Source organism: Caulobacter endophyticus, from assembly GCF_029543245.1.
GTDB classification, from domain to species: domain Bacteria; phylum Pseudomonadota; class Alphaproteobacteria; order Caulobacterales; family Caulobacteraceae; genus Caulobacter; species Caulobacter endophyticus_A.
The window spans coordinates 1-26,924 of the sequence record NZ_JARQWV010000041.1; the positions used below are offsets into that span (position 1 = coordinate 1).

17 protein-coding genes and 1 pseudogene are annotated in these 26,924 nt (G+C 70.3%); 8 read left to right on the forward strand and 10 right to left on the reverse strand.

Features of this window, described 5'->3' with window-relative positions:
* Nucleotides 1-202: 202 nt before the first annotated feature.
* Both P7A99_RS24365 and P7A99_RS24370 read right to left on the reverse strand, forming a co-directional pair.
* A complete protein-coding gene (locus tag P7A99_RS24365) occupies nt 203-3,277 on the reverse strand; it encodes an efflux RND transporter permease subunit (protein ID WP_277796300.1) in 3,075 nt (1,024 codons plus the stop codon).
* Complete coding sequence (locus P7A99_RS24370; protein ID WP_347276709.1) at nt 3,274-4,353, reverse strand: efflux RND transporter periplasmic adaptor subunit; 1,080 nt, start codon at nt 4,351-4,353, stop codon at nt 3,274-3,276. Before P7A99_RS24370 ends, P7A99_RS24365 begins: the two co-directional genes overlap by 4 nt.
* 124 nt (nt 4,354-4,477) lie before the next feature.
* Here P7A99_RS24370 and P7A99_RS24375 point away from each other — a divergent pair, with 124 nt between their 5' ends.
* Nucleotides 4,478-5,119 (forward strand): TetR/AcrR family transcriptional regulator, encoded by a 642-nt coding sequence (locus P7A99_RS24375; RefSeq protein ID WP_277796301.1) that lies wholly within the window; start codon nt 4,478-4,480, stop codon nt 5,117-5,119.
* 74 nt (nt 5,120-5,193) lie between these two features.
* Nucleotides 5,194-5,397: a hypothetical protein gene (locus P7A99_RS24380; RefSeq protein WP_277796302.1), complete on the forward strand. Its 204-nt coding sequence runs from the start codon at nt 5,194-5,196 to the stop codon at nt 5,395-5,397.
* Nucleotides 5,398-5,569: 172 nt separating this feature from the next.
* On the opposite strand, the gene P7A99_RS24385 is transcribed toward P7A99_RS24380, so the two are convergent.
* Nucleotides 5,570-6,892 carry an oxygenase MpaB family protein gene (locus P7A99_RS24385; RefSeq protein WP_277796303.1) on the reverse strand — a complete coding sequence of 441 codons (1,323 nt, stop codon included), beginning with the start codon at nt 6,890-6,892 and terminating at the stop codon, nt 5,570-5,572.
* Between the two features lie 125 nt (nt 6,893-7,017).
* Here P7A99_RS24385 and P7A99_RS24390 point away from each other — a divergent pair, with 125 nt between their 5' ends.
* Both P7A99_RS24390 and P7A99_RS24395 read left to right on the forward strand, forming a co-directional pair.
* On the forward strand, nt 7,018-7,638 hold the full coding sequence (locus P7A99_RS24390) for a TetR/AcrR family transcriptional regulator (RefSeq protein ID WP_277796304.1): 621 nt from the start codon (nt 7,018-7,020) through the stop codon (nt 7,636-7,638).
* 157 nt (nt 7,639-7,795) lie between these two features.
* On the forward strand, nt 7,796-8,905 hold the full coding sequence (locus P7A99_RS24395) for a YeiH family protein (RefSeq protein ID WP_277796305.1): 1,110 nt from the start codon (nt 7,796-7,798) through the stop codon (nt 8,903-8,905).
* Between the two features lie 153 nt (nt 8,906-9,058).
* Here P7A99_RS24395 and P7A99_RS24400 read toward each other — a convergent pair whose 3' ends face one another.
* Together P7A99_RS24400 and P7A99_RS24405 are read right to left on the reverse strand one after the other, a co-directional pair.
* Nucleotides 9,059-9,754: a GDSL-type esterase/lipase family protein gene (locus P7A99_RS24400; protein WP_277796306.1), complete on the reverse strand. Its 696-nt coding sequence runs from the start codon at nt 9,752-9,754 to the stop codon at nt 9,059-9,061.
* On the reverse strand, nt 9,741-10,859 hold the full coding sequence (locus P7A99_RS24405; protein ID WP_277796307.1) for a M15 family metallopeptidase: 1,119 nt from the start codon (nt 10,857-10,859) through the stop codon (nt 9,741-9,743). The genes P7A99_RS24400 and P7A99_RS24405 overlap by 14 nt, the downstream gene beginning before the upstream one ends.
* Nucleotides 10,860-10,936: 77 nt before the next feature.
* Here P7A99_RS24405 and P7A99_RS24410 point away from each other — a divergent pair, with 77 nt between their 5' ends.
* Both P7A99_RS24410 and P7A99_RS24415 read left to right on the forward strand, forming a co-directional pair.
* Nucleotides 10,937-12,016 carry a L,D-transpeptidase family protein gene (locus tag P7A99_RS24410; protein WP_277796308.1) on the forward strand — a complete coding sequence of 360 codons (1,080 nt, stop codon included), beginning with the start codon at nt 10,937-10,939 and terminating at the stop codon, nt 12,014-12,016.
* A gap of 473 nt (nt 12,017-12,489) precedes the next feature.
* The gene (locus P7A99_RS24415; RefSeq protein ID WP_277796309.1) at nt 12,490-13,947 is read left to right on the forward strand and encodes a carotenoid oxygenase family protein; all 1,458 of its coding nucleotides are present in this window, start codon (nt 12,490-12,492) and stop codon (nt 13,945-13,947) included.
* A 158-nt stretch (nt 13,948-14,105) separates the two neighbouring features.
* Here P7A99_RS24415 and P7A99_RS24420 read toward each other — a convergent pair whose 3' ends face one another.
* Both P7A99_RS24420 and P7A99_RS24425 read right to left on the reverse strand, forming a co-directional pair.
* Nucleotides 14,106-14,897 (reverse strand): DUF1295 domain-containing protein, encoded by a 792-nt coding sequence (locus P7A99_RS24420; RefSeq protein ID WP_277796310.1) that lies wholly within the window; start codon nt 14,895-14,897, stop codon nt 14,106-14,108.
* A gap of 1 nt (nt 14,898) precedes the next feature.
* On the reverse strand, nt 14,899-16,116 hold the full coding sequence (locus tag P7A99_RS24425) for an acetyl-CoA acetyltransferase (protein WP_277796316.1): 1,218 nt from the start codon (nt 16,114-16,116) through the stop codon (nt 14,899-14,901).
* A gap of 125 nt (nt 16,117-16,241) precedes the next feature.
* Here P7A99_RS24425 and P7A99_RS24430 point away from each other — a divergent pair, with 125 nt between their 5' ends.
* Nucleotides 16,242-17,183, forward strand: a complete 942-nt coding sequence (locus P7A99_RS24430; protein WP_277796311.1) for a winged helix-turn-helix transcriptional regulator — start codon at nt 16,242-16,244, stop codon at nt 17,181-17,183.
* A 168-nt stretch (nt 17,184-17,351) separates the two neighbouring features.
* Here the strand turns inward: P7A99_RS24430 and P7A99_RS24435 are convergent, their stop codons facing one another.
* The 3 genes from P7A99_RS24435 to P7A99_RS24445 are packed head-to-tail and all read right to left on the reverse strand — an operon-like array spanning nt 17,352 to nt 23,100.
* Nucleotides 17,352-20,471 (reverse strand): efflux RND transporter permease subunit, encoded by a 3,120-nt coding sequence (locus P7A99_RS24435; protein WP_277796312.1) that lies wholly within the window; start codon nt 20,469-20,471, stop codon nt 17,352-17,354.
* The gene (locus P7A99_RS24440; RefSeq protein ID WP_277796313.1) at nt 20,471-21,535 is read right to left on the reverse strand and encodes an efflux RND transporter periplasmic adaptor subunit; all 1,065 of its coding nucleotides are present in this window, start codon (nt 21,533-21,535) and stop codon (nt 20,471-20,473) included. The genes P7A99_RS24435 and P7A99_RS24440 overlap by 1 nt, the downstream gene beginning before the upstream one ends.
* An 11-nt stretch (nt 21,536-21,546) precedes the next feature.
* A complete protein-coding gene (locus P7A99_RS24445) occupies nt 21,547-23,100 on the reverse strand; it encodes an efflux transporter outer membrane subunit (RefSeq protein WP_277796314.1) in 1,554 nt (517 codons plus the stop codon).
* 244 nt (nt 23,101-23,344) lie between these two features.
* Here P7A99_RS24445 and P7A99_RS24450 point away from each other — a divergent pair.
* A pseudogene (locus P7A99_RS24450) lies at nt 23,345-26,650 on the forward strand (TonB-dependent receptor).
* The last annotated feature ends 274 nt before the right edge of the window (nt 26,651-26,924 follow it).

The following is a 26,924-nucleotide window of genomic DNA, read 5'->3' on the forward strand; positions in this document are numbered from 1 at the left end:
GGGGGGGGTGGTCTTCTCCGCGCTGCTGGCTGCTCCCGCGCTATGGGGGTGTGGGGGACCACTAGGTGGGGTGGGGGCCGAGACTGGGCGCTGTGCCGGCGGTCGCCCCCTCCGTCACGTCGCCGATGGCGCCGCGCCACCTCCCCCGTTTCTCGGGGGAGGAGTAGGGAGCTGTCGCGAAGCGACTGAGGGGGAGGTTCCTTTAGGCGGTCGCCCGCTTCTCCTCGCCCCGCGCCGTCAGCCAGTACATCACCGGCGTGGCCACCCGCGACAGCACGGTCGAGGTCACCAGGCCGCCGATGATGGCGATGGCCAGGGGCGAGTAGAGGCCCGAGCGTTCCAGGGCCAGCGGCAGGAGGCCGCCGATCGCCGTGGCCGAGGTCAGCAGCACCGGCAGGAAGCGCACCTCGCCGGCCTTCTCGATGGCGTCGTGCAGGTTCATGCCTTCGCGGCGCAGCTGTTCGGTGAAGTCGACCAGCAGGATCGAGTTCTTGATCTCGATGCCGATGAGGGCGATCAGGCCGATGGTCGCGGTGAACGACAGGGAATTGCCGGTCAGCCACAGGGCCGCAGCCGCGCCGAAGATCCCGAACGGGATGATGCCGGCGACCACCAGGGCGGTCTTGAACTTGCGGAACTCCAGGACGAGCACCGCCAGTATGCCGAACACCGCCACCATCACCGCCGCTCCCAAGCCTGCAAAGCTCTCCGACTGGGCCTCGGCCTGGCCGCCGAGGCTGAGCGCGTAGCCGGGCGGCATGGGCAGTTCCTTCTGCAGCCGCGCCAGCACCTCCTTGGTGACGTTGTCGGTCAGGTAGCCGGTGCGGACGAAGGCGGTGACGGTGACCGTCCGCTCGCGGTCGAAGCGGTCGATGCGGGCGGGGCTGGACTTCAGGCTGGGGGTGGCGATGGCCGACAGGGGCGCGGCCTCGCCGTCGGCGGTGGGCACGTAGACGCCCGACAGGGCCGACAGGGCGTTGCGGTCGGCGCCGTCGACCTGGCTCATCGGCAGGCGCACCTTGACCGCATAGTCGTCGCCGTCGGCGTCGCGGAAGCGGCCGGTCTCCTCGCCCGACAGCGACAGACGGGCCACGCGGCGGGCCGCGCCGGCGGGCACGCCCAGGGCCGCGGCCTTGGCCTCGTCGACGCCGAGGTCGAGGTCGGTGCGGTCCAGCCGCACGGGATTGCCGACGTCGCGGGTTCCCGGCGTGCTCTTCAGGATCGCCTCGGCGCGCACGGCCAGGGCCTTGAGCACCTCGAGATTGCGGCCGGTGATGCGTACGGCCACGGGGGCCTCGATCGGCGGGCCGTTCTCGAACACCTCGACGCTGATCCGCGCGCCGGGATAGCGGGCGAAGTCGGCGCGCAGACGGTCGAGCAGTTGCTCGCTCTTGCCGGGCTCCCAGCGCTTGAGGCTGACGAACATCTCGCCATAGGTCACCGCGCTCTCGCGCTGGGACTGGTTGTAGAACACCTGCGGATTGCCGCGGCCCAGGTTGGCGGCGCGCCAGACGATGTCGGGCTCCCTGGCCAGGCGCTGGTCGACATAGCGCAGGGCCTCGTCGGTGCGGGCCAGGGACGAGCCGTCAGGCGTGGTGACGCGGACCAGGAACTGCGGCGTTTCGGCGGCGGGGAACAGGCTGGAGCCGGCCGCCTGAAGCATCGGAACCGCCGTGGCGCACAGCGCCAGCATCAGGGCCAGGGCCAGCCACGGCCGCGCCAGGGCGTGGTGCAGCACGGGGCGGTAGACGGTGTGGATCACCCGGTTGACCGCTTGCAGCAGGCGGTTTCCTTCCGGATCGGAGTGCTTGTCCAGCACCCGGCTGGCCAGGAACGGGATGATGGTCAGCGACACGAAGAGCGACGCGCCCACCGTGCACAGCACCGTCACCGGCAGCGAGCGGATGTAGGCGCCCGAGCCGGCCGGCAGGGCCATCAAGGGCAGGAAGGCCAGCATCAGGGTGGCCGTGCAGCCGATGACCGCCAGGGCGATCTGGCCCGAACCGTTGATCGCCGCGGCCGTGCGTTCTTCGCCCTCGCGGATCCGGCGGGCGATGTTCTCGGTGATGACGATGCTGTCGTCCACGAGCAGGCCCAGCGCCAGCACGAAGCCGGCGATCGACAGCTGGTTGAGGGTGAAGCCGAAGGCCTGGATCAAGGAGAGGCCGATCAGCAAGGAAAGCGGGATCGACACCATCACCACCAGCCCCGCGCGCGGGCCCAGCGGCAGCAGGGTGATCAGCACCAGCACCAAAGCCAGGCCGAAGTCGCGCAGCAGGTTCTGGAGGCGGTGCTCGACATTGCGGGCCTGCATGAAGCCGCGATCGAGCCTGACCCCGGCCGGCAGCACCTTCTCGTAGTCGTCGAGCACGGCCTCGACGCTTTTGGTGATCTTGCCGACGTCCTGGCCATCCTTCTGGGTGACGGCGATGAACACCGCGCGCTTGCCGTCGAAGCGGGTGACGTGGGTCGGTTCCTCCTGGGCCCAGGCCACGTCGGCGACGTCGCGCACCCGCACCACCTGGCCGCCGACCGAGCGGACGGGGGTGTCCTTGACGGCGTCCAGCGAGCGGAAGGCCCCGCCGGACTTGACGTTGAAGCGCCGGGCGCCGGCCTGGACCGCGCCGATCGGAGCCTCGGCCCCGGCCGCGCGCAGGGCGTCGGCGACGGCGGAGGCGGGCAGCTTCAGGGCCGACAGGCGGGCCATGTCCAGCGACACCCGCACCTCCGAGGCGGGGGCGCCGTAATAGCGGGTCTGGCGCACGCCGGGCACGCGGTCGAGGCGCTCGGACAGCCGGTCGGCGGCCTTTTCCAGGCGGCGCATCGGCAGACTGTCGCTGACCAGGGCGACCTGGACGATGGCCACCTCGGTGGTGCGCACGCGCTCGATGTCCAGTCGTTGCAGGCCGGCGGGCAGGCTGCCGCGGATGGCGTTCACCTCGCGCACCACCTGGTCGAACTTGCGCTCGGGATCGACGTCCCAGGTGAAGAACACCCGCACGATCGCCGCCCCGTCGAGGCTGGTGCTCTCGACCTTGTCGATATTGTCGAGGCCGTAGACGGCGGTCTCGATCGGGTCGGCGACCAACTGCTCCATCTCGGCCGGCTCGGCCCCGGGCAGGACGGCGCGGACGATGACGATGGGGATCGGGAAGTGCGGGTCCTCCGACCGGGGCACGGTCAGCAGGGCGTTGACCCCCAGCATCACCAGCAGGCCGAAGGCGACGATGGTGAACTGCCAGCGCTTTACGGCGAAGGCGGCGAGGTTGAGGTTCATTTGCCCGCCGCCCTGCGGACGGGGGCGGCCAGGGCCCGGGGATCGACCACGGCCACCTTCTCGCCGTCGGAGACGAAGCCGGCGCCCGCGGTGATCACCCGGGATCCGGCCGCGAGGCCCGCCACCAGGGCGTCGTCGCCGTCGAAGCCGCCGAAGCGGACGTTGACGCGCCGGGCCACGGCGCCGTCCAGCCGCAGCACGGCGGCCTTGTCGCCCGAGGCCTCCAGCAGGGCCTCGGCGGGGATGCGGACGAACTCGGCGCGGGCGGCGGCCTGGGCCGAGGCGGGGGCTTGCAGGCGGGCGGCGGCGATCTGGCCGCTCTTCAACTGCGGCGGGGCCTGGACCTCGATCTCGACGGTGACCGCGCCGGTGCGGGCGTCGGCGGCCTGGCCCAGGCGGGTGACGACGCCGGTCAGGGTCTGGCCGGGCAGCGCGTCGGCCGTGACCGACGCGCTGGAGCCCAGCGTCACCCGGCCTGCGTCGCGGGCCGGCAGCGGCAGGCGCAGGACGAGCGGGCTGGACAGGTCGGCGACCGTCAGCACGGTCTGGCCGGCGGCCACCACCTCGCCGGCCTGGGCCGTGCGGGCCAGCACCACGCCGGAGACGGGCGAGGACAGCGCGGCCCAGCGCCGGTCGAAGGCCGCGCCGGCGTGGGCGGCCTGGGCGGCCTTCAGCGCGCTTTCGGCGTCGTCCAGCCGGGCCTTGGCCACGAAGCCGGTGGAATAGAGCTTGCGGGCCCGGTCGGCGTCGCGGCGCGCGCGTTCCAGATCGGCGGCGGCCTGGGTCTGGCGGGCGTCGACGCCGGCCGGATCTATGGCGGCCAGGGCCTGGCCGGCCCGCACCGCGTCGCCGGCCTCGACGCTCATGCGGGTCAAGACGCCGGGAATGCGGAACGACAGCGCCATCTCGCGGCGGCGCTGCAGGGTTCCGGACGCGGTCAGCTCCGAGGCTCCTCCGGGCGAGCCCACGGTGACGGCCTCGACGGCCGGGGGCGGTGCGGCCTGGGGCGTGTCGGCCCTGCCGCCGCAGGCGACCAGCATCAGGCCCGAGCCGAGGGCCAGCGCCGTCAACAGCACGACGCCTCCGTAACCAGCACGCGCCCCGTCCATCGCCCTCGCCCTCATCATCGATCGGTGATAAGTTATCACTGATCGATTATTGTGGGTTGTCAAGACGGGCCGAACACGGAAAGGAGGGACGATGACCGCGCCGAAAGTCCGTTCCCCCCGCAAGCCCAAGGGCCAGGGCGCCGAGCGCCGTGAGGAGATCCTGGACGCGGCGCTGAAGCTGTTCAGCGCCAAGGGCCTGCACACCGTCTCGACCCGCCAGATCGCCGAGGCGGTCGGCATCTCGCAGCCGGCGCTCTATGCCTATTTCGCCACCAAGGACGACATCACCGCCGAACTGTGCATCCGCGCCTTCTCGATCCTGGTCGAGCGCATGGAGGCCGCCCGGGCCGACTTCACGCCGACGGCCGAGTGCTTCGAGAAGGCGCTGCGGGTTTATGTCGATTTCGGCCTTGAGAACCCCGACGCCTATCGCGTGGCCTTCATGGTCGAGAAGGGGCTGGACGGCACCTACAAGGAGCGGGTCGGCGACCGGCCGATGATGGCCGGCATCGGCGCCTTCCAGCGCTTCGCCGAGATCGTGGGCGAGGTGCGCGACGCAGGGCTGACCCATGACGACGACGTCCAGCGCATCACCCAGACCCTGTGGGCGGGCCTGCACGGCCTGGTCTCGCTGCTGATCGCCCGGGCGGATTTTCCGTGGGTCGAGCGCGAGGTGCTGATCGCCTGCCACATCTCGCTGCTGCGGCGGGGCGCCCTGAAGGGCGTTGCCTGAAGGACGCGCGTTGAACTGAAGGCTCCGGGAGCCTACATCCGCGCCTCGCATTCCCCAGACGAAAGACGCCGACCATGGCCAAGCTGCAGCCCCTGGAAACCTTCTCCCTGCAGGAAACCGAAGACGGCTACCGCCTGCTGGTCTCGGCGGTCGGCGGCGACAACATCTATGTTTCGATCACGTCCGAGCAGATGGACGAGATCATCGACAGCCTCGACACGGCGCTGACCGGCGAGGAAGAGACCTCGGGCGAAGACGCGTTCGACGACGCGGATTGACCAAACTTCCTTCTCCCCTTGCGGGAGAAGGTGTCATCCGAAGGATGACGGATGAGGGGTCTCTCTGACCTTCCGCGCCGCACTCGATCGTTCGGCCGCTGCGGCGGACCGGGCTTTCGACCCCTCACCCGACCCGCTTCGCGGGCCACCCTCTCCCGCAAGGGGAGAGGGCTCAGGCCGCCGCCTTCGCATTTGTCGGGCGGTAGCTGGCCGCGTCCGTCGTGAACTCGGCGTGACCGTAGCGCTTCAGCAGGCCGCGGATCCGGTGGACCATGGCCGCGTCGGCGACGTGGCGCAGCACCGGCAGGCGGTCGGCCAGGTCGAAGGCCTTCATCTGCAAGGTCACCAGCAGGGCCACGACGATGAAGGTCGCCTCGTCGGCTGGAGTGACCTCGATGCCCATGCTGGCCGCCCGCTTGCGGTCGCCGCGCATGAAGTGGCGCAGGAAGAAGGCCTTGGCGAAGCGGCGCTCGATGCGGTCGTGCAGGCGGTTGGCGGGGCTTTCGTCCGGCGGCAGGTAGGCGTCGAGGGTGGCGCGGATCAGCGCGCCGCAGGTCTCGTCGTCGAAGCCCCGGCGCAGCGTGCTGTCGCGGGCCGTCATCATCCGCACGATCCCCTCCGGCGTGTCGGCCAGCAGGTCCTGCGGCAGGCCCAGCAGGAAGCAGCGATAGCGGGCCAGTTCGACCTTGGCCCGCTCGGCCGGGGTGAAGCTGCGGCGGCCCTGGCGCAGCATCTGGAACGACATCAGGAAGATCGGAATCAGCCCGGCCGGCATCTGGTCGACCTGCGGGATCGGCACGCCGTAGACGGCGCTGTCCCAGCGGCCCGAACGCAGGGCGTTGAAGCGCACCATCGAGTGCATCAGCCGCACCATGGCCGCGGCCTTGAAGCCCTCGCCGTGGCGGTCCAGCGAGCCCGGCAGCAGGGTGGTGGTGAAGAAGGCGGCCGTCTCGTTGACTCGCTTGGCGGCGGTCTCGGCCCCCAGGGTTCCGGTCAGGGCCATGGGCAGGGCCGAATACTTGTTGAGGAAGGTGGCCACGAACGCGCCGCGGATGGCGAAGGGGCCAAGGTGGGCGGCGGCGTTGCGGTCGAGCCGCTGGCCCTCGCGCACCAGGTCCATGTCGATCCAGTCGGGCGTGGCTTCCATCTCGGCGATGAAGGCGGCGAGTTCCGGCGGCGCGTCCGGCACGGCGTCGATCCCGCGCTCGCAGGCGGTGACCAGCATGTCGATCAGCCGGCGGAAGCCGAACTGCGGGATCAGGGCCGCGTAGGCGTCGGCGACGATGTCGCCCAGCATGGTGTAGGCGCGCACGCGGTCCAGGTCGTCCTGGCTGACCGACACGCCGAGGGGATTGCGGTCGCGGGCGACGGCGAAGGCGGGGTCCTCGGTGAAGCGCTCGGGCGTGCGGTCGAAATCGATCTTGCCGTAGAAGCCCGGCAGCAGGGTCTTCTGCGAGGCGACGCGGGCGCGGACTTCGTCGATGGGACGGATCATCTGGGCTCCTTCCGGTCCGCTCCTGGGGGACGGACCTATTCTCGGCCTCAAGCGTATGTAAGCATTGCTCATGTTCCTACTCGCCTTGCCGTTCGGCGCGGCGGGCACATGGAGGACGGCGGCAAGTGGCTGAAAAGAAACGGCGATCCCCGAGTCAGGGGCGGGCGCAGGCCACGGTCGACGCCATTCTCGACGCGGCCTTTCAGCTTCTGGAGAGCGGCGGGCCCGAGCGGCTGACCACCAATCACGTGGCCGAGCGGGCCGGGGTCAGCGTCGGCACGGTCTATCAGTACTTCGCCGACAAGCAGGACATACTGGCGGCCCTGGCCCAGCGGCGGACCAGCGCGGTGCGCGACGCGATCGCCCAGACCCTGATCGAACGTCCGGACCTGGGCAGCGTGCGGCCGATCGTGCGGGCGCTGATGAACGGCTTCGAGGGCTCGCCGGCCACGCGCCAGGCCTTGCTGGGCGCCATGTTTCACAGGGGAGACGCGGTGCTTGAGGAGCACCACCAGGCTTTCCTCGCCTCGATCGCCGGGAAGGCCCGGCTGCAGATCGATCTGACCCCGGAGTCGGCCTTCGTCCTGACCCACGCCGCTGTCGGCCTGCTGCGCGCGGCCGCCGCCGAGCCGGGCCTGGCGCTGGATCCGCAGGCCCTGGAGGACGAGCTGGTGCGGCTGATGGAGGCCTACATCTCGGCGCTGGTGGCCCTACGTGGTCCTCGTCCTTCGACAAGCTCAGGATGAGGACCAAGGCTGGCGCTGCGGGTCATTCGAAAACCTCACCCTGAGCTCGTCGAAGGGCGGGGTTTTCGCGTCCCTCAAGGCCCTCACTTGCCACGCTTGCGCTCCGGGTCCAGACGGAAGGCGTCGTCGGCACGGCGACTCGTCAAAGGGCCTGGCGATGCATTCCGATCTCGACACCGACGCGGCCGCCGCGCGGGCGCTGTTCCAATCGCTGGAGGGCATGGAGGGGCTGAGCCGTCCCGAGCCGGCCCCGGTGCAGAAGGCCAAGGAGCGGTTTCCCGGCCAGGCGGCGCTGATCAAGCTCTATCCCGGCGTGCTGGTGGCCGGGACCATCGCCCTGGCCTCGACCTGGCTGTCGCAGCACTACGGCGCGCCGGTGATGCTGTTCGCCTTGCTGCTAGGCATGACCTTCCACTTCCTGCACCAGGAAGGCCGCTGCATCCCCGGCATCGAGTTCTCGTCCAAGGCCATACTGCGGTTCGGGGTCGCCCTGCTGGGCGCGCGGATCACGGCGGGGCAGATCCTGAGCCTGGGGATCACCCCGATCATCACGGTGGTGCTGGCGGTGGTGTCGACGATCCTGCTGGGGGCGTTCCTTTCGAAGCGGATGGGGCTGCGCCAGGGCTTCGGCGTGCTGTCGGGCGGGGCTGTCGGCATCTGCGGGGCCTCGGCGGCCCTGGCCATCGCCTCGGTGCTGCCGCGCGACAAGGACGGCGAGCGCGACACCATCCTGACGGTGGTGGTGGTCACGGCCCTGTCGACCATCGCCATGATCACCTATCCGCTGCTGACGGCGGCCCTGCACCTGGACCAGACCAAGGCCGGGGTGTTCCTGGGCGGCACGATCCACGACGTCGCCCAGGTGGTTGGGGCCGGCTACATGATCTCGCCGCACACCGGCGACGTGGCGACCTATGTGAAGCTGCTGCGGGTGTCGATGCTGCTGCCGGTGGTGTTCGCCATCGCCTTCCTGGCGGCGCGGATGCTGCCGGGCGGGAGCAGCGGGGCGAGGCCCCAGCTGCCGCTGTTTCTGCTCGCCTTCGCCGCCCTGGTGGCGGTCAACAGTTTCGGTTGGCTGCCCAAGGCCGGCGCCGACGCGGCCACGGAAGTCAGCCGCTGGTGCCTGGTCACCGCGATCGCGGGCCTGGGCATGAAGACCTCGTTCAAGGACGTGATGACCGCCGGCTGGCGGCCCGTGGCGCTGATGGTGGTCGAGACGGCCTGGATCGCGGGCGTGGTGCTGGTGGCGGTGGAGTGGTTTCTCTAGATCCTCCCCCTGAAGGGGGAGGTGGCCCGAAGGGTCGGAGGGGGAAGCGGCTGCTGACATGCCGCGATCACTTCCCCCTCAGTCGCGGAGTTTATCCTCGGGCCGGCCTTCGGCCGGACCCGGGGGCGACAGCTCCCCCTTCAGGGGGAGCATCTATCTGACCGCCACCTGCGTCGCCCGCGCCAGGGCCTGGACCACCACCGGCGCCAGGTTGGCCGCGATCACGCGGGCGCCCTCGGCGTTCGGGTGGATGCCGTCGCTCTGCATGTAGCGGCGCGAGCCGCCGATGCCGGCCAGCAGGTTGGGCAGCAGGGGGGCCGCGAAGTCGCGGGCCAGGTCGGTGTAGACGGCGTTGAAGCGGCGGGCGTAGTCGGCGCCGAGCAGGGCCGGGGCGTTGATGCCGGCGATGGCGGCGGGGATCCGGCGCTCGCGCAGGCGGGTCAGGATGGCGCGCAGGTTGGCCCGGGTGGCCTCGGGGCGCAGGCCCAGCAGCAGGTCGTTGCCGCCCAGGGCCACGACGCAGACGGCGGTGTCGGCGCCCAGCGCGCCTTCTAGACGCGAGAGGCCGCCGGCGCTGGTGTCGCCGTTGCGGCCGGCGGCGCGGACCTGGACATTGAGGCCGCGCGCGGCCAGCGCAGCTTGAAGGCGGGCCGGCATGGCCTCGCCCTGGCGCACGCCAAGGCCGGCGGTGATCGAGTCGCCGAGCACCGTGACCACGGGCGGACGCGGCGGGACGGCGACGCGCGGCGCGGCCAGGGCGGACCCGGCGGGGAGGGCGAGCAGGCCGGCCAGGATCTCGCGCCGGCCCCATTTCGAGTGTTTGGGAATGTGAGCGTCAGCGAACTTCATTCTTCCTAGGTAGTAAGCCTTTCAGGCCGGGTTGAGGCGTGGGCGCCCCCTGATCGAGCGGTTGTGATCCGTCTTGAGGAAGGCTTGAGATCGGCACGCCGGGCAGGGGCGGCTCGCCGGTCCACTCCCAGTGCCAGGGCTCGAACACGTAGTTGACGAAGCCGAAGCGGCCGGCGTTGCGCACCATCCAGCGATAGACGTCCGAGCGGGCCATGGCCCGGCGGTTGTCGTCGGCGCTGGAGTCGGGGCCGTGGCCGGGGGCGGCGGCGATGAAGACGTCCATGGCCAGGCCCGTGCGGTGGGCCGAGCAGATGGTGCGGGTGACGCCCTGGCAGTTGTTGTCGCGGGCGCAGCGGGCGGCGTCGGCGGCCGGGTCGCGGAAGGCCGAGAAGATGGTCAGCACGCGCGGATCGCGGTCGGAAACGACGCCGTCCTTCCGCGCGGCCTCGACCATCCGGCGATAGGCCTCGAGCGCGCCGGGGCGCAGCTGGATCGTCTTGCCGCCGTAGGACTCTTCGGTCTTGGCCGTCGACAGACTCGCCAGCGTAGGAGCGTTGGGACATTCGCCGCGGGCATTGATGGCCGCGAAGGGACGGGCCAGCGTCCAGCGGGTCTTCATGGCGTCGAAGGTGGGGGCGTCCAGCACGCCGGTCTGGGCCAAACCGTGGCCCGCCTGCCAGCGGGCGAGGGCGGCGGCGAAGCGGGTCGTGCCCGGTCCGCAGGCGGTGGCCAGTTCGGCGCCGATGCGCGGGGCGTAGATCACCCAGCCGGTCTCGGTTCGTCCGAACGGGGCCCAGGCAAGGGTGTTGAGGCCCTCGGCATTGGCCTCGGCGGCGCCGGCCGGGGCGGCGGCCTCGCAGGTCTCGTCGACCGGCAGGGGCGACAGCGGGGCCGAGGGCGGGTCGTTGGACGGCACATACTGCGCGGCGGGCTCGAACGGCGCCTCGTCGCCGGTGGGCGGGTCGGCGGGCGGCGGTCCCGCGCTCGGCCAGGCCAGCCAGACGCCGACCCCCGCACAGCCGGCCAGCAGCAGGACCAGCAGGGCCAGGCCCGCACGCCGGCCGCGCCGCCGCGCCTTCGTTCCCTTCCGCCATCGTGAAGCCAAGCGCACCCGCCTTTCGGAACTTCGCCATGGCTCAAGGCTTGAGAACGGCAAGACGTTCCTCGTGCGTGGAGTATGCGATGCCTTCGACCTTCCGTCTCGCGGCCCTGATGGCCGGATGCGCACTGGCCGCGGCCGCCTGCTCGAAGGGCGAGGACAAGGCCGAGACGCCGCCGGCGGCCGCCGGCGCGCCGCAGCCGAAGGCCGCCCCCGCCGCCAACGGTCGCTCTCCCCTGGCTCAGGCCGTGGAGGCGGCGGGACCGCAGGACGCCCCGCCGGCCGATCCGTCGATGATCGCACCGTCGCTCGTCAGGGTGCAGGTGCTGCTGGATCGCGCGCGGTTCTCGCCCGGCTCGATCGACGGGGTGACGGGCACGAACCTGCGGCTGGCCATCGAGGCCTTCCAGCAGGCGCGCGGCCTCACGGTCGACGGCCAGGTGACGCCCGACCTTTGGAAGGCGCTGATCGAGGCCGACGGCGGGCCGGTGCTGAGCGACTATGTGATCACGCCGGACGACGTGATGGGGCCGTACGTCAAGTCGATCCCCAAGGACGACTACGAGGCGATGGCGAAGCTGCCGGCGCTTTCCTACACCGGGCCGCTGGAGGCCCTGGCCGAACGCTTCCACATGGACGAGGCGCTGTTGCAGGCGCTGAACCCCGGGGCCGACTTCACCAAGGCCGGCACCCGCATCGCCGTGGCCGCCCTGGGGCCGGCCGAGCTGCCGGCGCGGGTGACGCGGATCGAGATCGACAAGACCATCGGCCAGGTGCGGGCCTTCGACGACCAGGACGTGCTGCAGGCGGTCTATCCGGCCACGGTCGGCAGCACAGAGCGTCCGGCCCCCAGCGGCGAACTGGCGGTCAACACCGTCGCGCCGCGGCCGACCTACACCTACGACCCCTCGCGCCTGACCTTCGGCAAGCCCAAGGGCAAGCTGACCATCAAGGCCGGGCCGAACAACCCGGTGGGCGGCACCTGGATCGACCTGACCAAGGACACCTACGGCATCCACGGTACGCCCGACCCCAAGCTGGTCAACAAGCGCGCCTCGCACGGCTGCGTGCGCCTGACCAACTGGGATGCGGCCCAACTGGGCAAGGCCGTCGAGAAAGGGGCCAAGGTGGTGTTCATGGGCGAGGAGGCGAGGGCGGCTTAAGAGATGCTCCCCCTGAAGGGGGAGCTGTCGGCGAAGCCGACTGAGGGGGAAGTCTTTGCGGCGTCTAAGGCTGTCGCCAGCTCGTCAGATACTTCCCCCTCCGGCCCTCCGGGCCACCTCCCCCTTCAGGGGGAGGGTGCTTCATGCGTTGTTGCGTCGCAGCATGTGGCCTTGATTTGACAACGTTGTCATCATATATGGCCGGCGTCGGGGCAATCCGGTCCCGGCGACGCAGATGACTGGATCTACCATGCTGAGCCTGATCGCTCTGGCCGTTTCGGCCTACAAGAACCGCGCCGCCCTGTAATTCGGCCGCGGTCGCCCCGGTTTCGGGGTCCCACGAGGAAATGGCCCGCGCGCTTCGGCTCGCGGGCCTTTCTTTTGGGTGCGATGCAGCAATCGATGTTCGCCGAAGATGCTTGCATAACGAGACTTATGGTCTAGGCTTCCTCCGCCAGCCTGGGGAGGACGGCATGAAGATCGCGCGCCAACCGTCGGTGAAGACCTCGCTTGGGGTCACCGACCATCCTTACATGACCGGCGCCTGGACGCCGCAGCACGAGGAACTCGACGCCGAGGACCTGATGGTGCTGGAGGGCGCGATCCCGCCGCAGCTGGACGGGGTCTATCTGCGCAACACCGAGAACCCGGCGCACGAGCCGCTGGGTCGCTACCATCCGTTCGACGGCGACGGCATGGTCCACCAGATCGAGTTCCGGGGCGGCCAGGCGCGGTATCGTAACCGGTTCATCCGCACGCGCGGCTTCGAGGCCGAGCAGGAGGCGGGCCAGAGCCTGTGGGGCGGGCTGGCCGACGGGCCGGGCGTGTCGCTGCGGCCGGGCTTCGGCGCGCATGGAGCGCTGAAGGACACCGCCAGCACCGACATCGTCGTCCATGCCGGCGAGGCGATCGCCACCTTCTACCAGTGCGGCGAGGCCTATCGGCTGGATCCGCTGACCCTGGAGACCCTGGGCCCCGCTTCGTGGGCGCCGCTCGACGGGGTGTCGGCCCACGCCAAGGTCGATCCGGCGACCGGCGAGCTTCTGTTCTTCAACTACTCCAAGCACGCGCCCTACATGCATTTCGGCGTCGTCGACGCGTCGGGCCGGCGGAGGCTGTACCAGCCCGTGCCGCTGCCGGGGCCGCGCCTGCCGCACGACATGGCGTTCAGCCAGAACTGGGCGATCCTCAACGACCTGCCGGTGTTCTGGGACGCTGGGCTTCTGGAGCGCGACATCCATGCGGTGCGGCTGCACAAGGGCCTGCCGTCGCGCTTTGCGCTGGTGCCCCGCAAGGGCGGGCAGCCGCGCTGGTTCGAGGCCGCGCCGACCTATGTGCTGCACTTCCTCAACGCCTACGAGGAGGGCGACGAGGTGGTGGTCGACGGCTACTTTCAGGAGAATCCGACGCCGCGCCCGCTGGCTGATGCGCCCGAGCAGTACGCCCACCTGATGGCCTATCTGGACGAGCACAGCTTCCGGCCCAAGCTGCATCGCTGGCGGTTCAACCTGGCGACCGGCGAGACGGTCGAGCAGCGGCTGGACGACCGGGTGCTGGAGTTCGGCATGTTCAACCAGGCCTGGGCCGGCAAGCCCTATCGCTACGCCTATTCCACGACGGCCAAGCCCGGCTGGTTCCTATTCGACGGCTTCGTCAAGCACGACCTGGTCACCGGCGAGAGCTGGAGTCTGAAGCTGCCCGAAGGCCGCTACGCCAGCGAGGCGCCGTTCGCAGGTCGACCGGGGGCGACCGACGAGGACGACGGCTGGCTGGTCAGCTTCATCATCGACGAGAACACCGGAACCTCGGAATGCCTGGTGGTGGACGCGCGGACGATGGACGTGACCTGCCGGATCGCTCTGCCGCACAAGATCAGCAGCGGGACGCACAGCGTGTGGGCGGGGCGGGGTGAGCTGAAACCTCTCCCATAGGGAGAGGGAGGGGCCCGTCGCGAAGCGACGGGAGGGTGAGGGGTTTCGCCTTCGCCGAACTGTTCTGGATCGTGCCGGCACGCCGGCTGACGGTGTAACCCCTCATCTTCCCACGCCTGCGGCGCGGGCCCCTCCTTCTCCCTATGGGAGAAGGGTTTTCAGCGGAGAGGGTTGGTTTTGGGAAACCACGGCACGAACCCCGAGGTCCGCGCCACATAGGCGGCGTAGTCCGGCCGGGTCTTCTTCAGGCGTCCCTCCGTGGTGGGCACGCCGCTCCAGCGGATCAGGGTGAAGGTCAGCAGGATCGGGCCGACGATCGAGGCTAGGCCCCAGGGCAGGGCCTCGGCGGCGATCAGGAAGAGGCCCCACCAGGTGCAGGCGTCGCCGAAATAGTTGGGGTGGCGGGTGTAGCGCCACAGGCCCCTGTCCATGACCTTGCCGGCGTTGGCCGGATCGGCCTTGAAGGCCACGAGCTGGGCGTCGCCGACCGTCTCGAAGACGATGCCGATGACGGCCAGGGTTGCGCCGGCGAAGGCCAGCGGGCCAAGCGGTCCGGGCGCCTGGCCCAACTGCACCGGCAGGGCGACGACGAACTGCATGACGTATTGCAGCGAGAAGACCAGCAGCAGCGAGGTCTTGGCGAAGCTCCAGCCGCGCTCCTTCTCGGCGTGGGCCAGCATGGCGACATAGCGGCGGTCGGCGCCGTGCTTGCGCCAGCGCCACAGGAGGTAGCCGCCCAGGCGCGCGGCCCACACCGAGCAGATGGTGGTCAGCAGCATGCCGCGCGGCGTCGGCGGGCCTTGCAGGAGGGCGGTCCAGGCGATCAGCGCCATGCCCAGCCCCCACCAGGCGTCGATGAAGCTGACGTCGCGGATCTTCAGCGAGATCAGCCATAGCACGAGGAAGGCGGCGGCCGAGACGGCGGCGTCGACCAGCAGGATCTGCAGCATGTCAGGTTCCGATCACCAGGCTGACCGTGGTGGTGGTCGAGCCGCCGATATTGAGGGTCTGGACGTTGCGGGCGCCCTCGACCTGATAGTCGCCCGCCGTTCCCGTGGTCTGCTTGAAGGCGTCCAGCACCATGCGCACGCCGGTGGCGCCGACGGGATGGCCCGCGCCGATCAGGCCGCCTGACGGATTGACCGGCAGCTTGCCGCCGATGGCGATGTCGCCGGCCTCGATCGCCTTCCAGGCCTCGCCCGGCGCGGTGAGGCCCAGATGGTCGATGGCCATGTATTCGGTGACGGCGAAGCAGTCGTGGGTCTCGACGGCGTGGATGTCGGCGAGCGACAGGCCGGCCCGGGCGCGGGCGTCGTCGATGGCCCGGCGCACCTGCGGGAAGACATGGCCGCCGTCCCGGCTGGCGGCCAGCTTGCGGTCGAGCGGGATCGGGGCCGAGCGGTGGCCCCAGCCCTTGATGCGCGGCAGGCTCTCCAGCGCGATCCCGCGAGCGTCGGCATAGGCTTTCGCGCGCTCGGGCGAGGCCAGGAAGATCACCGCCGTCCCGTCGGTGACCTGGCCGCAATCCTGCTTGCGGGTGCGGCCCTCGACCACCGGATTGGCCACGTCGTCGGCGGTGAAGGCCTCTGGCGCAAAGCGCCAGTCGCGGGTCTGGGCGTTGGGATTGCGGCGGGCGTTGGCGAAGTTCTGTTCCGAGATCGCCATCAGGTGCTCGTAGCGCAGGCCAAAGCGCTGGTCATAGACCTCGGCCAGGTCGGAGAAGGCGGCGGGCCACAGGAACCGGGCGTCCTGGAACTCGTGGCCGGTCCAGGCGGCGGCGCCCAGGTGTTCGGCGGCGGTCTGGCCGGGGACGTTGCGCATCTGCTCGATCCCGACCACGCAGGACAGGCCGTAGCGGCCGGCCTCGATCTCGGCGGCGGCGGCCAGGACGGCGCAGCTGCCCGAGGCGCAGGCGGCTTCGTGGCGCATGGTCGGCAGGCCGTCGAGGTCGGGATGGACCAGGCCGAAGAAGCCGCCCAGCAGGCCCTGGCCCGCGAACAACTCGCCGGCGAAGTTGCCGACATGGCCGGTCTCGATGTCGGAAGGGGCGAGGTCGGTGGCCGCAAGTCCCTGCGCCACCGCCTCGCCAAACGCGTCGGCCAGGCCCCAGCCCCGGCGCGACCAGTTCGCGGAGAAGTCGCTCTGCCATCCCCCCAGGATGTAGACCATGGCTGCCTCCGCGCCGGCGAGATTACCCATCCCCGCTCTTGTTAGTCTCGTTATAAAAGCTACTTGAAGGCGAGGCAATCGGCCAAGATTGACAGGCGGCCGCGAACGCTCGCACCAAGGGGAAGATGTCGCCCGAAAACCACAGTTTCCGCATGGTCAGGGCCAGCTCGGCGGCGCGGGCGCTGAACCTCATCGGCGATCGCTGGACGCTGCTGGCGCTGTATGCGGCGTTTCGGGGCGTCAGCCGGTTCGACGGCTTCGTGGCTCATACCGGCATGGCCCGCTCGCTGCTGACCGACCGGCTGGGGCGGCTGGAGACGGCCGGGCTGCTGGAGCGGCGGCCCTATCAGGAGCGGCCGGTCCGGTACGGCTATCACCTGACGGCCAAGGGGCTGGATCTGTTCGACGCGGCGCTGATGATCCTGCGCTGGGACCAGAAGCGCAGCGACGCGGCCGTCGATGGGCTGGGCGATCCGGCGCATCGCGTCATGCACAAGACCTGCGGCTGCGAGCTGGTGGCGCAGCTGTCCTGCAAGGCCTGCGGCGAGGCGGTGACCGCCCGCAACACGACCGTGGCGCCGGGCCCGGGGGCGGGCCTGGACCCCGCGCCGGGCCCGCGCGCCCAGCGGCGCTCGATCGTCGAGGGGGAGGGCGGGATCCCGCCGGTGGCCGAGCGGGCCATCGCCGTGCTGGGCGACCGCTGGACCTCGCACCTGGTGGCGGCGGCGTTCTACGGCCTGCGCCGTTTCGCTGACCTGCAGGCGGAGCTGGGCGTGGCCAGCAACATCCTGTCCGATCGCCTGGCGCGGCTGACGGCGTTGGGGGTGCTGGACCGCGTGCGCTACCAGGAGCGGCCCGAGCGCTGGGAGTATCGGCTGACGGCCGAGGGGCGCGAGCTGTTCCCGCTGATCGTGGCGCTGATGGCCTGGGGCGATCGCTGGCTGGCGGGACCTGAAGGGCCGCCGGAGGTGCTGACCCATGGGCCTTGCGGCCAGCGCCTGGAGGCGGTGGTCAGGTGCGCCGCGTGTGGCGGGGAGGCCGGGCCGGAGACGACGGCGCTGGCGTGATCCTTCTCCCCTTGCGGGAGAAGGTGTCGGCGATAGCCGACGGATGAGGGGTCTCTCAAACGGAAAACGCCGCGCCAGCGGTGAGGCTGACGCGGCGTTCAGGGCTGTGCGACCCCTCACCCGACCCCCACTCCGTGGGGGCCACCCTCTCCCGCAAGGGGAGAGGGATCAGAGTCTGTCCACCGGCGAGGCCGTGGTCCCAGGCGCCTCGCGCGGGGTGGTGATGCGCGAGAGCTTGGGCGTGATCCACTGCTCGAAGTCGTCGATCACTTCGTAGACCACCGGCACCAGCACCAGCGACAGGATGGTCGAGGTGATCAGGCCGCCGATCACGGCTACGGCCATGGGCTGGCGGAACTCCGAGCCTTGGCCGAGGCCGAGCGCGGTGGGCAGCATGCCGGCCATCATGGCCAGGGTGGTCATGACGATCGGACGGGCCCGCTCGTGGCAGGCGTCGATCAGGGCCTCGCGCTGGCTCATGCCGGCGCGCTCCTGTTCGATGGCGTACTCGACCAGCAGGATCGAGTTCTTGGCCGCCAGGCCCATCAGCATCAGGAAGCCGATCAGCGACGGCATCGACAGCGGCTGCCCGCAGACCACCAGGGCCACCAGGGCGCCGCTGATGGCCAGCGGCAGGGCCGAGATGATGGTGATCGGCTTGAAGAAGCTGCGGAACAGCAGCACCAGCACGCCGAACACCAGGCCGATCGCCGACAGGATGGCGACGGCGAAGCCGCTGAACAGCTCGGTGAACGCCTCCTGGTCGCCGGCCGAGGCCGGAGCGACGCCGGCCGGCATCTTCTTCATCGACGGCAGCTCGTTGATCTCGGCCAGGGCCTGACCCAGCTGGGCGCCGCCGTTGAGGTCGCCCTCGATGGTCAGCTGACGCTTGCGGCCAAAGCGGTCGATCTTGGCGGGACCGGCCTGGAAGTCGATGTCGGCGACGCTGTCGAGACGGGTGACGCCGCCGCTGGCGGTGGGCACCTGCAAGGCGCCGATCGCCGCCAGGTCCGAGCGCGCGCCGTCGGGCAGACGGATGCGGATCGGGATGCGGCGCTCGCCCTGGGTCATCTTGGCGACGTTGGCGTCGATGTCGCCCACCGTGGCCACGCGGGCGATGGCGGCGATGTCGGCCACCGAGACGCCCAGGCGGGCGGCCTCGTCGGCGCGCGGCCGGATGACGATCTCCGGGCCGCTGGGCGGCGAGGAGGGGCGCGGGTCGGCCACGGTCTTCAGCGAACGCATCTCGCGCTCGATCTGCAGGGCGGCCTTGTCGAGGGCCTCGCCGTCCTCGGAGGTCAGGATGTTCTGGATGTCGGCCGAGCCCCAGTCGCTCTGCAGGTTGACGCGAGCGTCGGGAATGTCGCGCAGGCCGGCGCGGATCTCCTGCTTGATCTCGGTGACGGTCAGCTTGCGATCGCCCTTGAGCACCACGGTGACAGTGCCGTCGCGGACGTCGGCGCCGCTCTGGCCGCCGAAGCCGCTGGCGATGTTGGAGCCGACCTGGACGAAGACGTGCTCGGTCTCGGGGCGGGCCTTGAACATCCTGGTCACGGCCTGGACGGTGCGGTCCATGTCGGTGACGGTCGCGCCGGGCGGGCCTTGCAGCTTGATGTAGTAGTAGTTGGCGTTGCCGGGCGGCTGGAAGCCGACGGCCAGCACGCCGATCGAGGCCAGGAAGCCGGCGCCGACCAGCGAGCCGACGGTCAGGACGCCGCCGAGGATGAAGCTGATGATCCGGTGGTCCAGCGCCCAGTCGAGGCTCTTGCGGTAGAGGCCCTCGAACGGCTTGCGCGGGTGGGGCTTCTTGGCCGGCTTGAGGAAGTAGGCGGCCAGCAGCGGGGTCAGCAGGCGGGCCACGACCAGCGAGAACAGCACCGAGACCGCGACGGTCAGGCCGAACTCCTTGAAGAACTGGCCGGGGATGCCGGGCATGTACGACACCGGCACGAACACCGCGACGATGGTGAAGGTGGTGGCCACGACCGCCAGGCCGATGGCGTCGGCGCCTTCCATGGCGGCCTGGTAGGGCCGTTCGCCCTTGGCCACGCGCTTTTCGATGTTTTCGATCTCGACGATGGCGTCGTCGACCAGGATGCCGATGACCAGCGTCAGGGCCAGCAGGGTGACGACGTTCAGCGAGAAGCCGACCATGCCCATGAAGGCGAAGGTCGGGATCAGCGACACCGGCATGGCGATGGCGGTGATCAGGGTGGCGCGCCATTCGCGCAGGAACAGGAACACCACCAGCGAGGCCAGCAGCATGCCTTCCAGCAGGGTGTGCTTGGTGGCCTCGAAGCTGGCGCGGGTCTCGTCGACCGTGGAGTAGATCTTAGTGAAGGCGACGCCGGCGCTTCTCTTCTCGAGGGCGACGATGGCCGCCTTCACGCGGTCCTCGACCTGGACGTCGCTGGACTCGCGGGTCTTCATCACCTGGAAGGCGACGACCGGCTTGCCGTCGAGGCGGGCGAAGCCGCGCTCCTCGCCGGCGCCCTGGCCGACGTCGGCGACGTCGGTCAGCTTCACGTAGCGCGAGCCGACCGGGATGGTGATCTGCTTGAGCTGGTCGAGCGTATTGGCCGCGCCCAGCACCCGCAGGGTCTGCTCGCGGCCGCCGACCGTGGCCCGGCCGCCGGGCGCGTCGAGGCTGAAATTGGCCAGGGCCTGGTTCAGCTGCGGGGCCGTGACGCCAAAGGCGGCCATGCGGGCCGGATCGATGATGACGTTGATCTCGCGCTCGGCGCCGCCGACGCGGGCCACCTGGGCCACGCCCTTTTCGCCCTGGAGGGCGCGGGTGACGGTGTCGTCGACGAACCACGACAGCTCGGCCGTGCTCATCGCCGGGGCCGAGACGGCGTAGGTGATGATCGGGGCGCTGTCGATCTCGAGCCGCTGGACGATCGGCTCGTCGATCTCCTTGGGCAGGCTGGCGCGGGCCTGGTCGACCTTGGAGCGGACCTCGTCGGTGACCTTCTGCAGGTCTTCGCCGAGCTCGAACTCGATGGTGGTGGTCGAGGCGCCCTGCGTCACCGACGAGCGGATCGTCTTGATGTTGGAGATGCCCGAGACCGCGTCCTCGATCGGGCGGGTGACCTGGGTCTCCAGCTCGCCGGGGGCCGCGCCGCTCTGGGTGACCGAGACGGTCACGGCCGGGAAGGTGACGTTCGGGAACTGCTTCACCGGCAGCGAGAAATAGGCTCCGACGCCGGCGATGATCAGGGCGATGAACAGGACCGCGACGGGGATCGGGTTCCGGATCGACCAGGCTGAGATGCGAAGTTCGGACATCAGTTGGCGGCCTTCTGGGCGGCCGTGGCGGGCTGGGGCTTGACCAGGTCGCCGTCGCCGGCGAAGGCGGCCGAGCCGATGATGACGCGCGTGCCGGCGGGCGGGCCCTGGACCAGTTCGACCCAGCCGCCGCCGCGGCGGCCGGTGCGGACGGGAACCTGCTTGGCGCGGTTGTTGGCGTCGACCGTGACCACCGACAGGCCCGAGGCGTCGTAGCGGATCGCGCTTTCGGGCACGGCCGTCACGGCCTGGCCCGAGGCGCCGAAGGTCGCCTTGCCGAAGCCGCCGGCCCGCAGGTCCTCGCGCACCGGCAGGCGGATGCGGACCTTGCCGAGGCGCGTGTCGGCGTTGACGCGGGGGCTGACCAGGCGGATGGCGCCGGAGACCTGCTGGCCGCCGGGCAGGGTGACGGTGGCCGGCTGGCCGACCGACAGGCCCGCCAGGTCCTGCTCGTTGACGTCGGCCTCCAGCTCGACCAGGCCGTCGCGGACGATCCGGAACCACGGCGTCGTGCCGCCGCCCGAGATCTCGCCCGGCTTGACGCCGCGCTCGATGACCCGGCCGCCGACGGGGGCGACGATGGTCATGCGGCTCTGGCGGGTCTTCAGTTCGTTCAGCGAGGCGGCCTGGGCCTTGGCGGTGTAGCGGCGGCTTTCGATCTGCTCCTGGCTGAGCACGCCCTGGCCGTCGAGGCCCGAGACGCGGGCGGCTTCGGCCTGGGCCTGGGCGGAGACGGCGGCCTGCTGGTCGATCTGGGCGCGCAGCAGGGTCGCGTCCAGCTGGACCAGCGGCTGGCCGGCGCGGACATAGTCGCCCTCGTCGGCATAGATGCGGGCGACGCGGTAGCCGGACAGCTCCGAGCCGACCACGGCCTCGTCGCGGGCCAGCAGCACGCCTGAGGCCTCGATGCCGCCGCCCAGGGGGCGGGTCTCGATCTGGCCGACGCTGACGGCGCGAGCCTGGCTGGCGGGAGCGGCCTTGTCGTCGTCCTTCTTGCCGCAGGCGGTCAGGGCCAGGGCGGACGCGGTCAGCATGGCGAGCGCGCGGGCGGAAATCATCGTCATGGGTCGGGTTCTCATCGCGAGGCGCGTTCGGAGGACGTGTCGGAGGGCTGGCCGGCGGCCCGGGGAGGCAGCGGCGCGGGCGAGTTCGGCGACCAGCCGCCGCCCAGCGCCTTGTAGGTCTGGACGGCGCGCAGCAGGGCCTGGGTCTGGGCCCCGGTCAGGGCGGTGCGGGCGCTGCGCCAGGTCTGCTCGTTCTGCAGGTTGGTCGTCTGGTCGGTAAGGCCGGCCGAATAGCCCTTGCGGCTAGCGGCGTAGGCGTTGGCGGCGCGCGCCTCGCCGGCCTTCAGCAGGGCGACGCGGCGCTGGTCGGAAGCCAGCTGGGCCATGGCGTTCTCGGCCTCGCCATAGGCGGTCTGGATCGCCTTTTCATAGGCGACGGCGGCCTGTTCGGTGCGGGCGTCCTGGGCGTCGATCTCGGCCAGCAGCTGGGGGATGTTGAGCAGCGGGATCGAGACGTTGCCGCCTAGCGTCCATGTGCCCGTGGTGGTCGAGACCGTGCCGCCGCCGGCGCCGCCCTGGCCGAAGTTGAAGGCCGGCGAGACGCTCTTGGCCCAGCCGACGCCGGGCGTCAGGGTGAAGGTGGGGTACAGGGCCTTCTGGTTGACCTTCAGGTTGCCGGCGGCCGAGGCCAGGCGCGCCTGGGCCTCGCGCACGTCGGGACGGCGGGCCAGCAGTTCGCCGGGCACGGCCGCGGGGATGGCCGGCGGCTGCGCCAGGGCGGCGTCGACGTCGAGGCTGGCCAGCGGGTCGATCCCGCGGCCGACGAGGATCAGCAGGCTGCGGCGGGCGGCCTGGAGCTGGCCCTCCAGGTCGGCGGCCTGCGCCTCGGACTGGGCGAGAGTGGCCGCGGCGCTGTCGGCCTCGGACCCCGCCGACAGGCCCCGGCGGGCCTTCTCGGCGGCCAGGTCGCCCAGGCCCTTGCTGATGCGGGCGCTCTGGCGGGCGTCTTCCAGCTGCACGGCCAGGCCCTTGGCCTCGAAATAGGACTGGGCGACGTTGGCGGCCAGGGCAGCGCGGGCGCCCTCATAGGCGAAGCGGGCGGCGGCCAGGTCGTTGTTCACCACCTGCAGCCCGGCCTTGCGGCGGCCCAGATAGTCGAGCTCCCACGAGACGTCGAAACCCAGGCTGTAGTTGTCGGTGTCGCCGCCGAGCGTGAAGCCCTGGCCGCTCTGATCGAGGATGTCGGTGTGCTGGCGGCTGGCGGCGCCCTTGATCTGGCCCGAGGGGATGAAAAGCTGGCGGATCTGGCCCTTGCGCACGGCGCGGGCCTCTTCCAGCACGGCCGCGGCGCTGCGGGCGTCGGGGCTCTTTTCCAGGGCCGTGGCGATCAGCGTGTTCAGCTGCGGGTCGTCGAACTGCGTCCACCACTGGTCGAGGGCGGCGGCGGGCAGGGGCGTTCCGGCCGGGGCCTCGAAAGCGGCCGGCAGGCTGGTGTCGGGCGTGCGCGGCGCGGCGGTGTTGCAGCCGGCCAGGGCCAGGACGGCCAAGCTGGCGCCCACCCCGAGCCCGATCCGCGCGATCAGGCGCGCGGGCGGGCGGCGATCAGCGGTCGCGTCGAAACTCATCAAGAAACTACCCCACTTCCGGACGACCGCCCCATAACGGACGAACTGGACCGTCGTTCGCTCAATTACGGCCACTACCCACAAGAAAAAAGCCCGCCTCGCCAAGACGTAGGCGGATTCTTCCATGCTTGCGGTCACTACGTACGGCCCCCGCGCTTTTGCTCGCACGGCGGCCACCCAAATCTGTCAGCAGGCTGGCAGCCGGAAGCGACGGTTTTTCGAGGCCGCGCGCCGGCTCGGCTCATTGCCTGGGGATTACGGGCGGTTGACGTTTTCGAAAAACATACCCAATCATCGAAACATTCGTTCGACTCTCGCCGGCGATGCGGTTCGCGGCGGTTTCGGGCCAGTGAAAAAGCTTTGCGTACAAAGTATCCGGCGAGAGGGGGATCCCAAGGTTGTCGGCTTCGAGGTTCGCATCTTCCAAATTCGAAAGGCGTGATCGGAACGCGGCGTGCAGCCGCATGCGAGCCCCACGCGTGAAGGATTTCGCCGAGACCTGAGAGAGATCCGCCCTCGCCCAAGCGCTCCGAAAAAGAAGAGAGACCGGGAGAGGGAAATGACCAGGAAGACCTATCTGCGCGCGGGCTCGGCCTGCGCGCTGGCGGCGGCGCTCGCCGCCGCGGCGGGAACGGCGGCCGCCCAGGAAAGCACGCAGGTCGAGGAGGTGGTGGTCACCGGCTCCTTCATTCGCGGCACGCCCGAGGACGCGGCCCTGCCGGTCGACGTGATCGGGGCCGAAGAGCTGCAGAAGCGCGGCTCGCCCTCGACCGTGGAGCTGATCAAGTCGCTGTCGGTCTCGGCCGGGGTGCTGGGCGACACCAACCAGTTCGACAGCCGCGCCCAGGGCTCGGAAGGCTCGGGCTCGGTCAATCTGCGCGGGCTGGGCTCGCAACGCACCCTGGTGCTGCTGAACGGCCGGCGCCTGGCGATCAACCCGCTGGCCACGGCCGGAGCCGGCATCGTCGACACCAACATCATCCCCGCCGCCGCCATCGGCCGCATAGAGGTGCTGAAGGACGGGGCGGCGGCCACCTACGGCTCGGACGCCATCGCCGGGGTTGTCAACTTCATCACCAAGCGCAATGTCGACGGGCTGGAACTGGGCGCCGACTACCGGGCGATCGACGGCTCGGACGGCGACTACGGCCTGAACCTGACCTACGGCAAGAAGTGGGACAGCGGCGACATGCTGGTCAGCGTCGGCTGGCAGCATCGCTCAAAGCTCAGCGTGGCCGAGCGCGACTGGGCCAGCAGCCCCTATCTGTCGAACCCCGAGGCCGGCTGGTCGGCGGCGGGCAGTCCCTCGACCTTCATCCCGGCGGCCAGCTCGGCCAACGCTTTGAGGGATCCGGCCTGCGCGGGCCTGGGCGGCTATCCCGGCTTCAGCGGCCTGACGCCGGTCTGCTACTGGCACTACACGCCGTTCGACAACCTGGTGGAAAAGTCCGACGCCGTTCAGGTCTATGGCGAAATCAACGCCCAGCTTTCGGAGACCACGAAGTTCCACGTCGAGGCGCTGTACGCCCATACCGACGTGCCCGACTGGAACACCTCGCCGTCCTATGCGGCCCTGGCCGTGCCGACCGCGGAGGTGGCGCCGACGCCCAGCCTGATCGGACGCTATTTCGTGCCCGCGACCAATCCCGGCCTGCTGAACTTCATCGCCACCAATCCGACCGTCACCCTGACCAACCTGGGCACCGGCGCGCAGACGACGGCGCCGGGCACGGTGTTCGCTTTCGGGGCCATCAACGCCGCCAACCGGCCGTTCGGCATCGGCGGCAACCCGGCCTTCGGCTACGGCCCCTCGATCGGCTCGCGATCGTTCGACGCCTATCGCGTCTCGGCCGACCTGAAGGGCGAGTTTAGCAACGGGATCGGCTGGGAGGCCGCGGTGACCTATTCGCAGGAGGTGGGGATCCGCACCGGCTACGACACTCTGGTCAACCGCTACGCCCTGGCCCTGCAAGGATTGGGCGGCCCCAGCTGCGACAGCAACCCCGCAGCCCCCGGCATCCAGGGCACGCCCGGCGTCGGCGGCTGCATGTACTTCAACCCCTTCGCCAGCGCCTTGCCCAGCAACGCCATCACCGGCGCAGCCAATCCCGCCTACGTCTCCAGCCTGGCCAACAGCAAGGCGTTGGTCGACTGGTTCTTCAAGAAGCTGTCGACCAAGCAGACCTCGCGACTGTTCGTGGCCGAGGCCGTGTTGAACGGCAAGACGACCATCACCCTGCCGGGCGGCGACATCGCCTGGGCGGCGGGGGTGCAGTACCGCCGCAGCTACTTCACCTCGACCTTCAACGACATCTCCAACGCCCTGATCAATCCGTGCGTCAACACGCCGGACTTCGGGGTGACCACCTGCACCGGTTCGGCGCGGAACGGGCCGTTCATGTTCCTGGGCGTCAACACCCCGGCCGACAACCAGAGCGACGTCGTGGCCGGGTTCGGCGAGCTCAGCCTGCCGATCACAGAGACGGTGCAGGCCCAGCTGGCGGCGCGCTACGAGGACTATGGCGGGGCGGTGGGTTCGACCTTCAATCCCAAGGCCTCGATCCGCTGGCAGGCGCTGCCGTGGATGGCGGTGCGGGCCTCGGCGGGCTCGACCTTCCGCGGGCCGCCCGACCCGCTGACCACGACCACCTCGGTGACGTCGCTCCAGGGCATTCTCGGGGTCTTCCGGGCGGTCGACATCTTCGGCAATCCGGACCTCAAGCCCGAGAAGGCCAACACCTATAACGCCGGCCTGCTGTTCAAGGCCGGGGCCTTCAAGGCCAGCATCGACTACTTCCGGTTCGACTTCAAAAACCCGATCGTCGCCGAGCCGGTGGCGGGGATCACCAACGCCATCTATCCGAACGGCGTCTCGGGGGCCAACAACTGCGGCGCCAGCGCCTATGCCGCCTTGCAGGCGCGGTTCACCTTCAACGGCGCGTGCGGCTCGCCCGCCAACATCGCGCGGCTGAAGACCTTCTATATCAACGGCGCGCCGGTCGAGAATTCCGGCTTCGACTTCTCGGCCGACTACAGCTTCGCCGGCGTGCTGGGCGGCGACCTCGCCGTCGGCGGCACGGCGACCTGGGTGCAGAAGTACGAGGTGGGAGCGACCACGGTCGAGGGTGTCGTCGTAGAGAAGGCCTTCGATGCGGTGGGCCTGCTGAACTACCAGACCACCGTCGTGCCGATCCCCGAATGGAAGGGCCAGGCCTTCGCCGAATGGAGCCGCGGGATCCACAATCTGCGCCTGACGGTGCACTACATCGGCAAATATACCGACCAGCGCACCGCGCCGTTCGCCACCGGGGCCTACAAGGACAGCACCGGCGCGGCGGTGACCGTGTCCAACGGCAAGACCATCGACGCCCAGGTGCTGACGGACCTGGCCTATCGGGTGCAACTGCCGCGCGCCATGAGCGCGACGGTGGCGGTGACCAACCTGTTCGACAAGGACCCGTCCTACGCCCGGCTCGACCTGGGCTATGACCCCTTCACCGGCGATCCGCTGGGCCGGACCTACAAGTTCAGCCTGCGCAAGACGTTCTAGGGATCCCCGCCTCGGGGAACTGACGGCGGCCGGCCATCCTCCTGCCGGTCGTCCTGGGCCGGAGCCAGCTTTGTCGCCGTTCGCGTCAGGCAGGCTTCGGCCTTTCTGTTGTCAAAGCTCCTCCCCCGCTTGCGGGGGAGGGGGACCACGAAGTGGTGGAGGGGGCGAGACGGGGCGCCGAGGAGGCGGGGGGGGCGGCCCGCCGCACACGCAAGGCACCCCTCCCCCCCCCCCCCCCCAAAACCCAGGGGCAAAAGGCGGCGAACAACGCACC

Bases quoted from the DNA above. Each gene is read 5' to 3' on its own strand.
- P7A99_RS24410 (WP_277796308.1), top strand. From the start codon at position 10,937: ATGCCTTCGACCTTCCGTCTCGCGGCCCTGATGGCCGGATGCGCACTG.
- P7A99_RS24375 (WP_277796301.1), top strand. From the start codon at position 4,478: ATGACCGCGCCGAAAGTCCGTTCCCCCCGCAAGCCCAAGGGCCAGGGC.
- P7A99_RS24380 (WP_277796302.1), top strand. From the start codon at position 5,194: ATGGCCAAGCTGCAGCCCCTGGAAACCTTCTCCCTGCAGGAAACCGAA.
- P7A99_RS24425 (WP_277796316.1), bottom strand. From the start codon at position 16,116: ATGGTCTACATCCTGGGGGGATGGCAGAGCGACTTCTCCGCGAACTGG.
- P7A99_RS24395 (WP_277796305.1), top strand. From the start codon at position 7,796: ATGCATTCCGATCTCGACACCGACGCGGCCGCCGCGCGGGCGCTGTTC.
- P7A99_RS24415 (WP_277796309.1), top strand. From the start codon at position 12,490: ATGAAGATCGCGCGCCAACCGTCGGTGAAGACCTCGCTTGGGGTCACC.
- P7A99_RS24430 (WP_277796311.1), top strand. From the start codon at position 16,242: ATGTCGCCCGAAAACCACAGTTTCCGCATGGTCAGGGCCAGCTCGGCG.
- P7A99_RS24365 (WP_277796300.1), bottom strand. From the start codon at position 3,277: ATGAACCTCAACCTCGCCGCCTTCGCCGTAAAGCGCTGGCAGTTCACC.
- P7A99_RS24385 (WP_277796303.1), bottom strand. From the start codon at position 6,892: ATGATCCGTCCCATCGACGAAGTCCGCGCCCGCGTCGCCTCGCAGAAG.
- P7A99_RS24420 (WP_277796310.1), bottom strand. From the start codon at position 14,897: ATGCTGCAGATCCTGCTGGTCGACGCCGCCGTCTCGGCCGCCGCCTTC.
- P7A99_RS24435 (WP_277796312.1), bottom strand. From the start codon at position 20,471: ATGTCCGAACTTCGCATCTCAGCCTGGTCGATCCGGAACCCGATCCCC.
- P7A99_RS24445 (WP_277796314.1), bottom strand. From the start codon at position 23,100: ATGAGTTTCGACGCGACCGCTGATCGCCGCCCGCCCGCGCGCCTGATC.
- P7A99_RS24400 (WP_277796306.1), bottom strand. From the start codon at position 9,754: ATGAAGTTCGCTGACGCTCACATTCCCAAACACTCGAAATGGGGCCGG.
- P7A99_RS24440 (WP_277796313.1), bottom strand. From the start codon at position 21,535: ATGACGATGATTTCCGCCCGCGCGCTCGCCATGCTGACCGCGTCCGCC.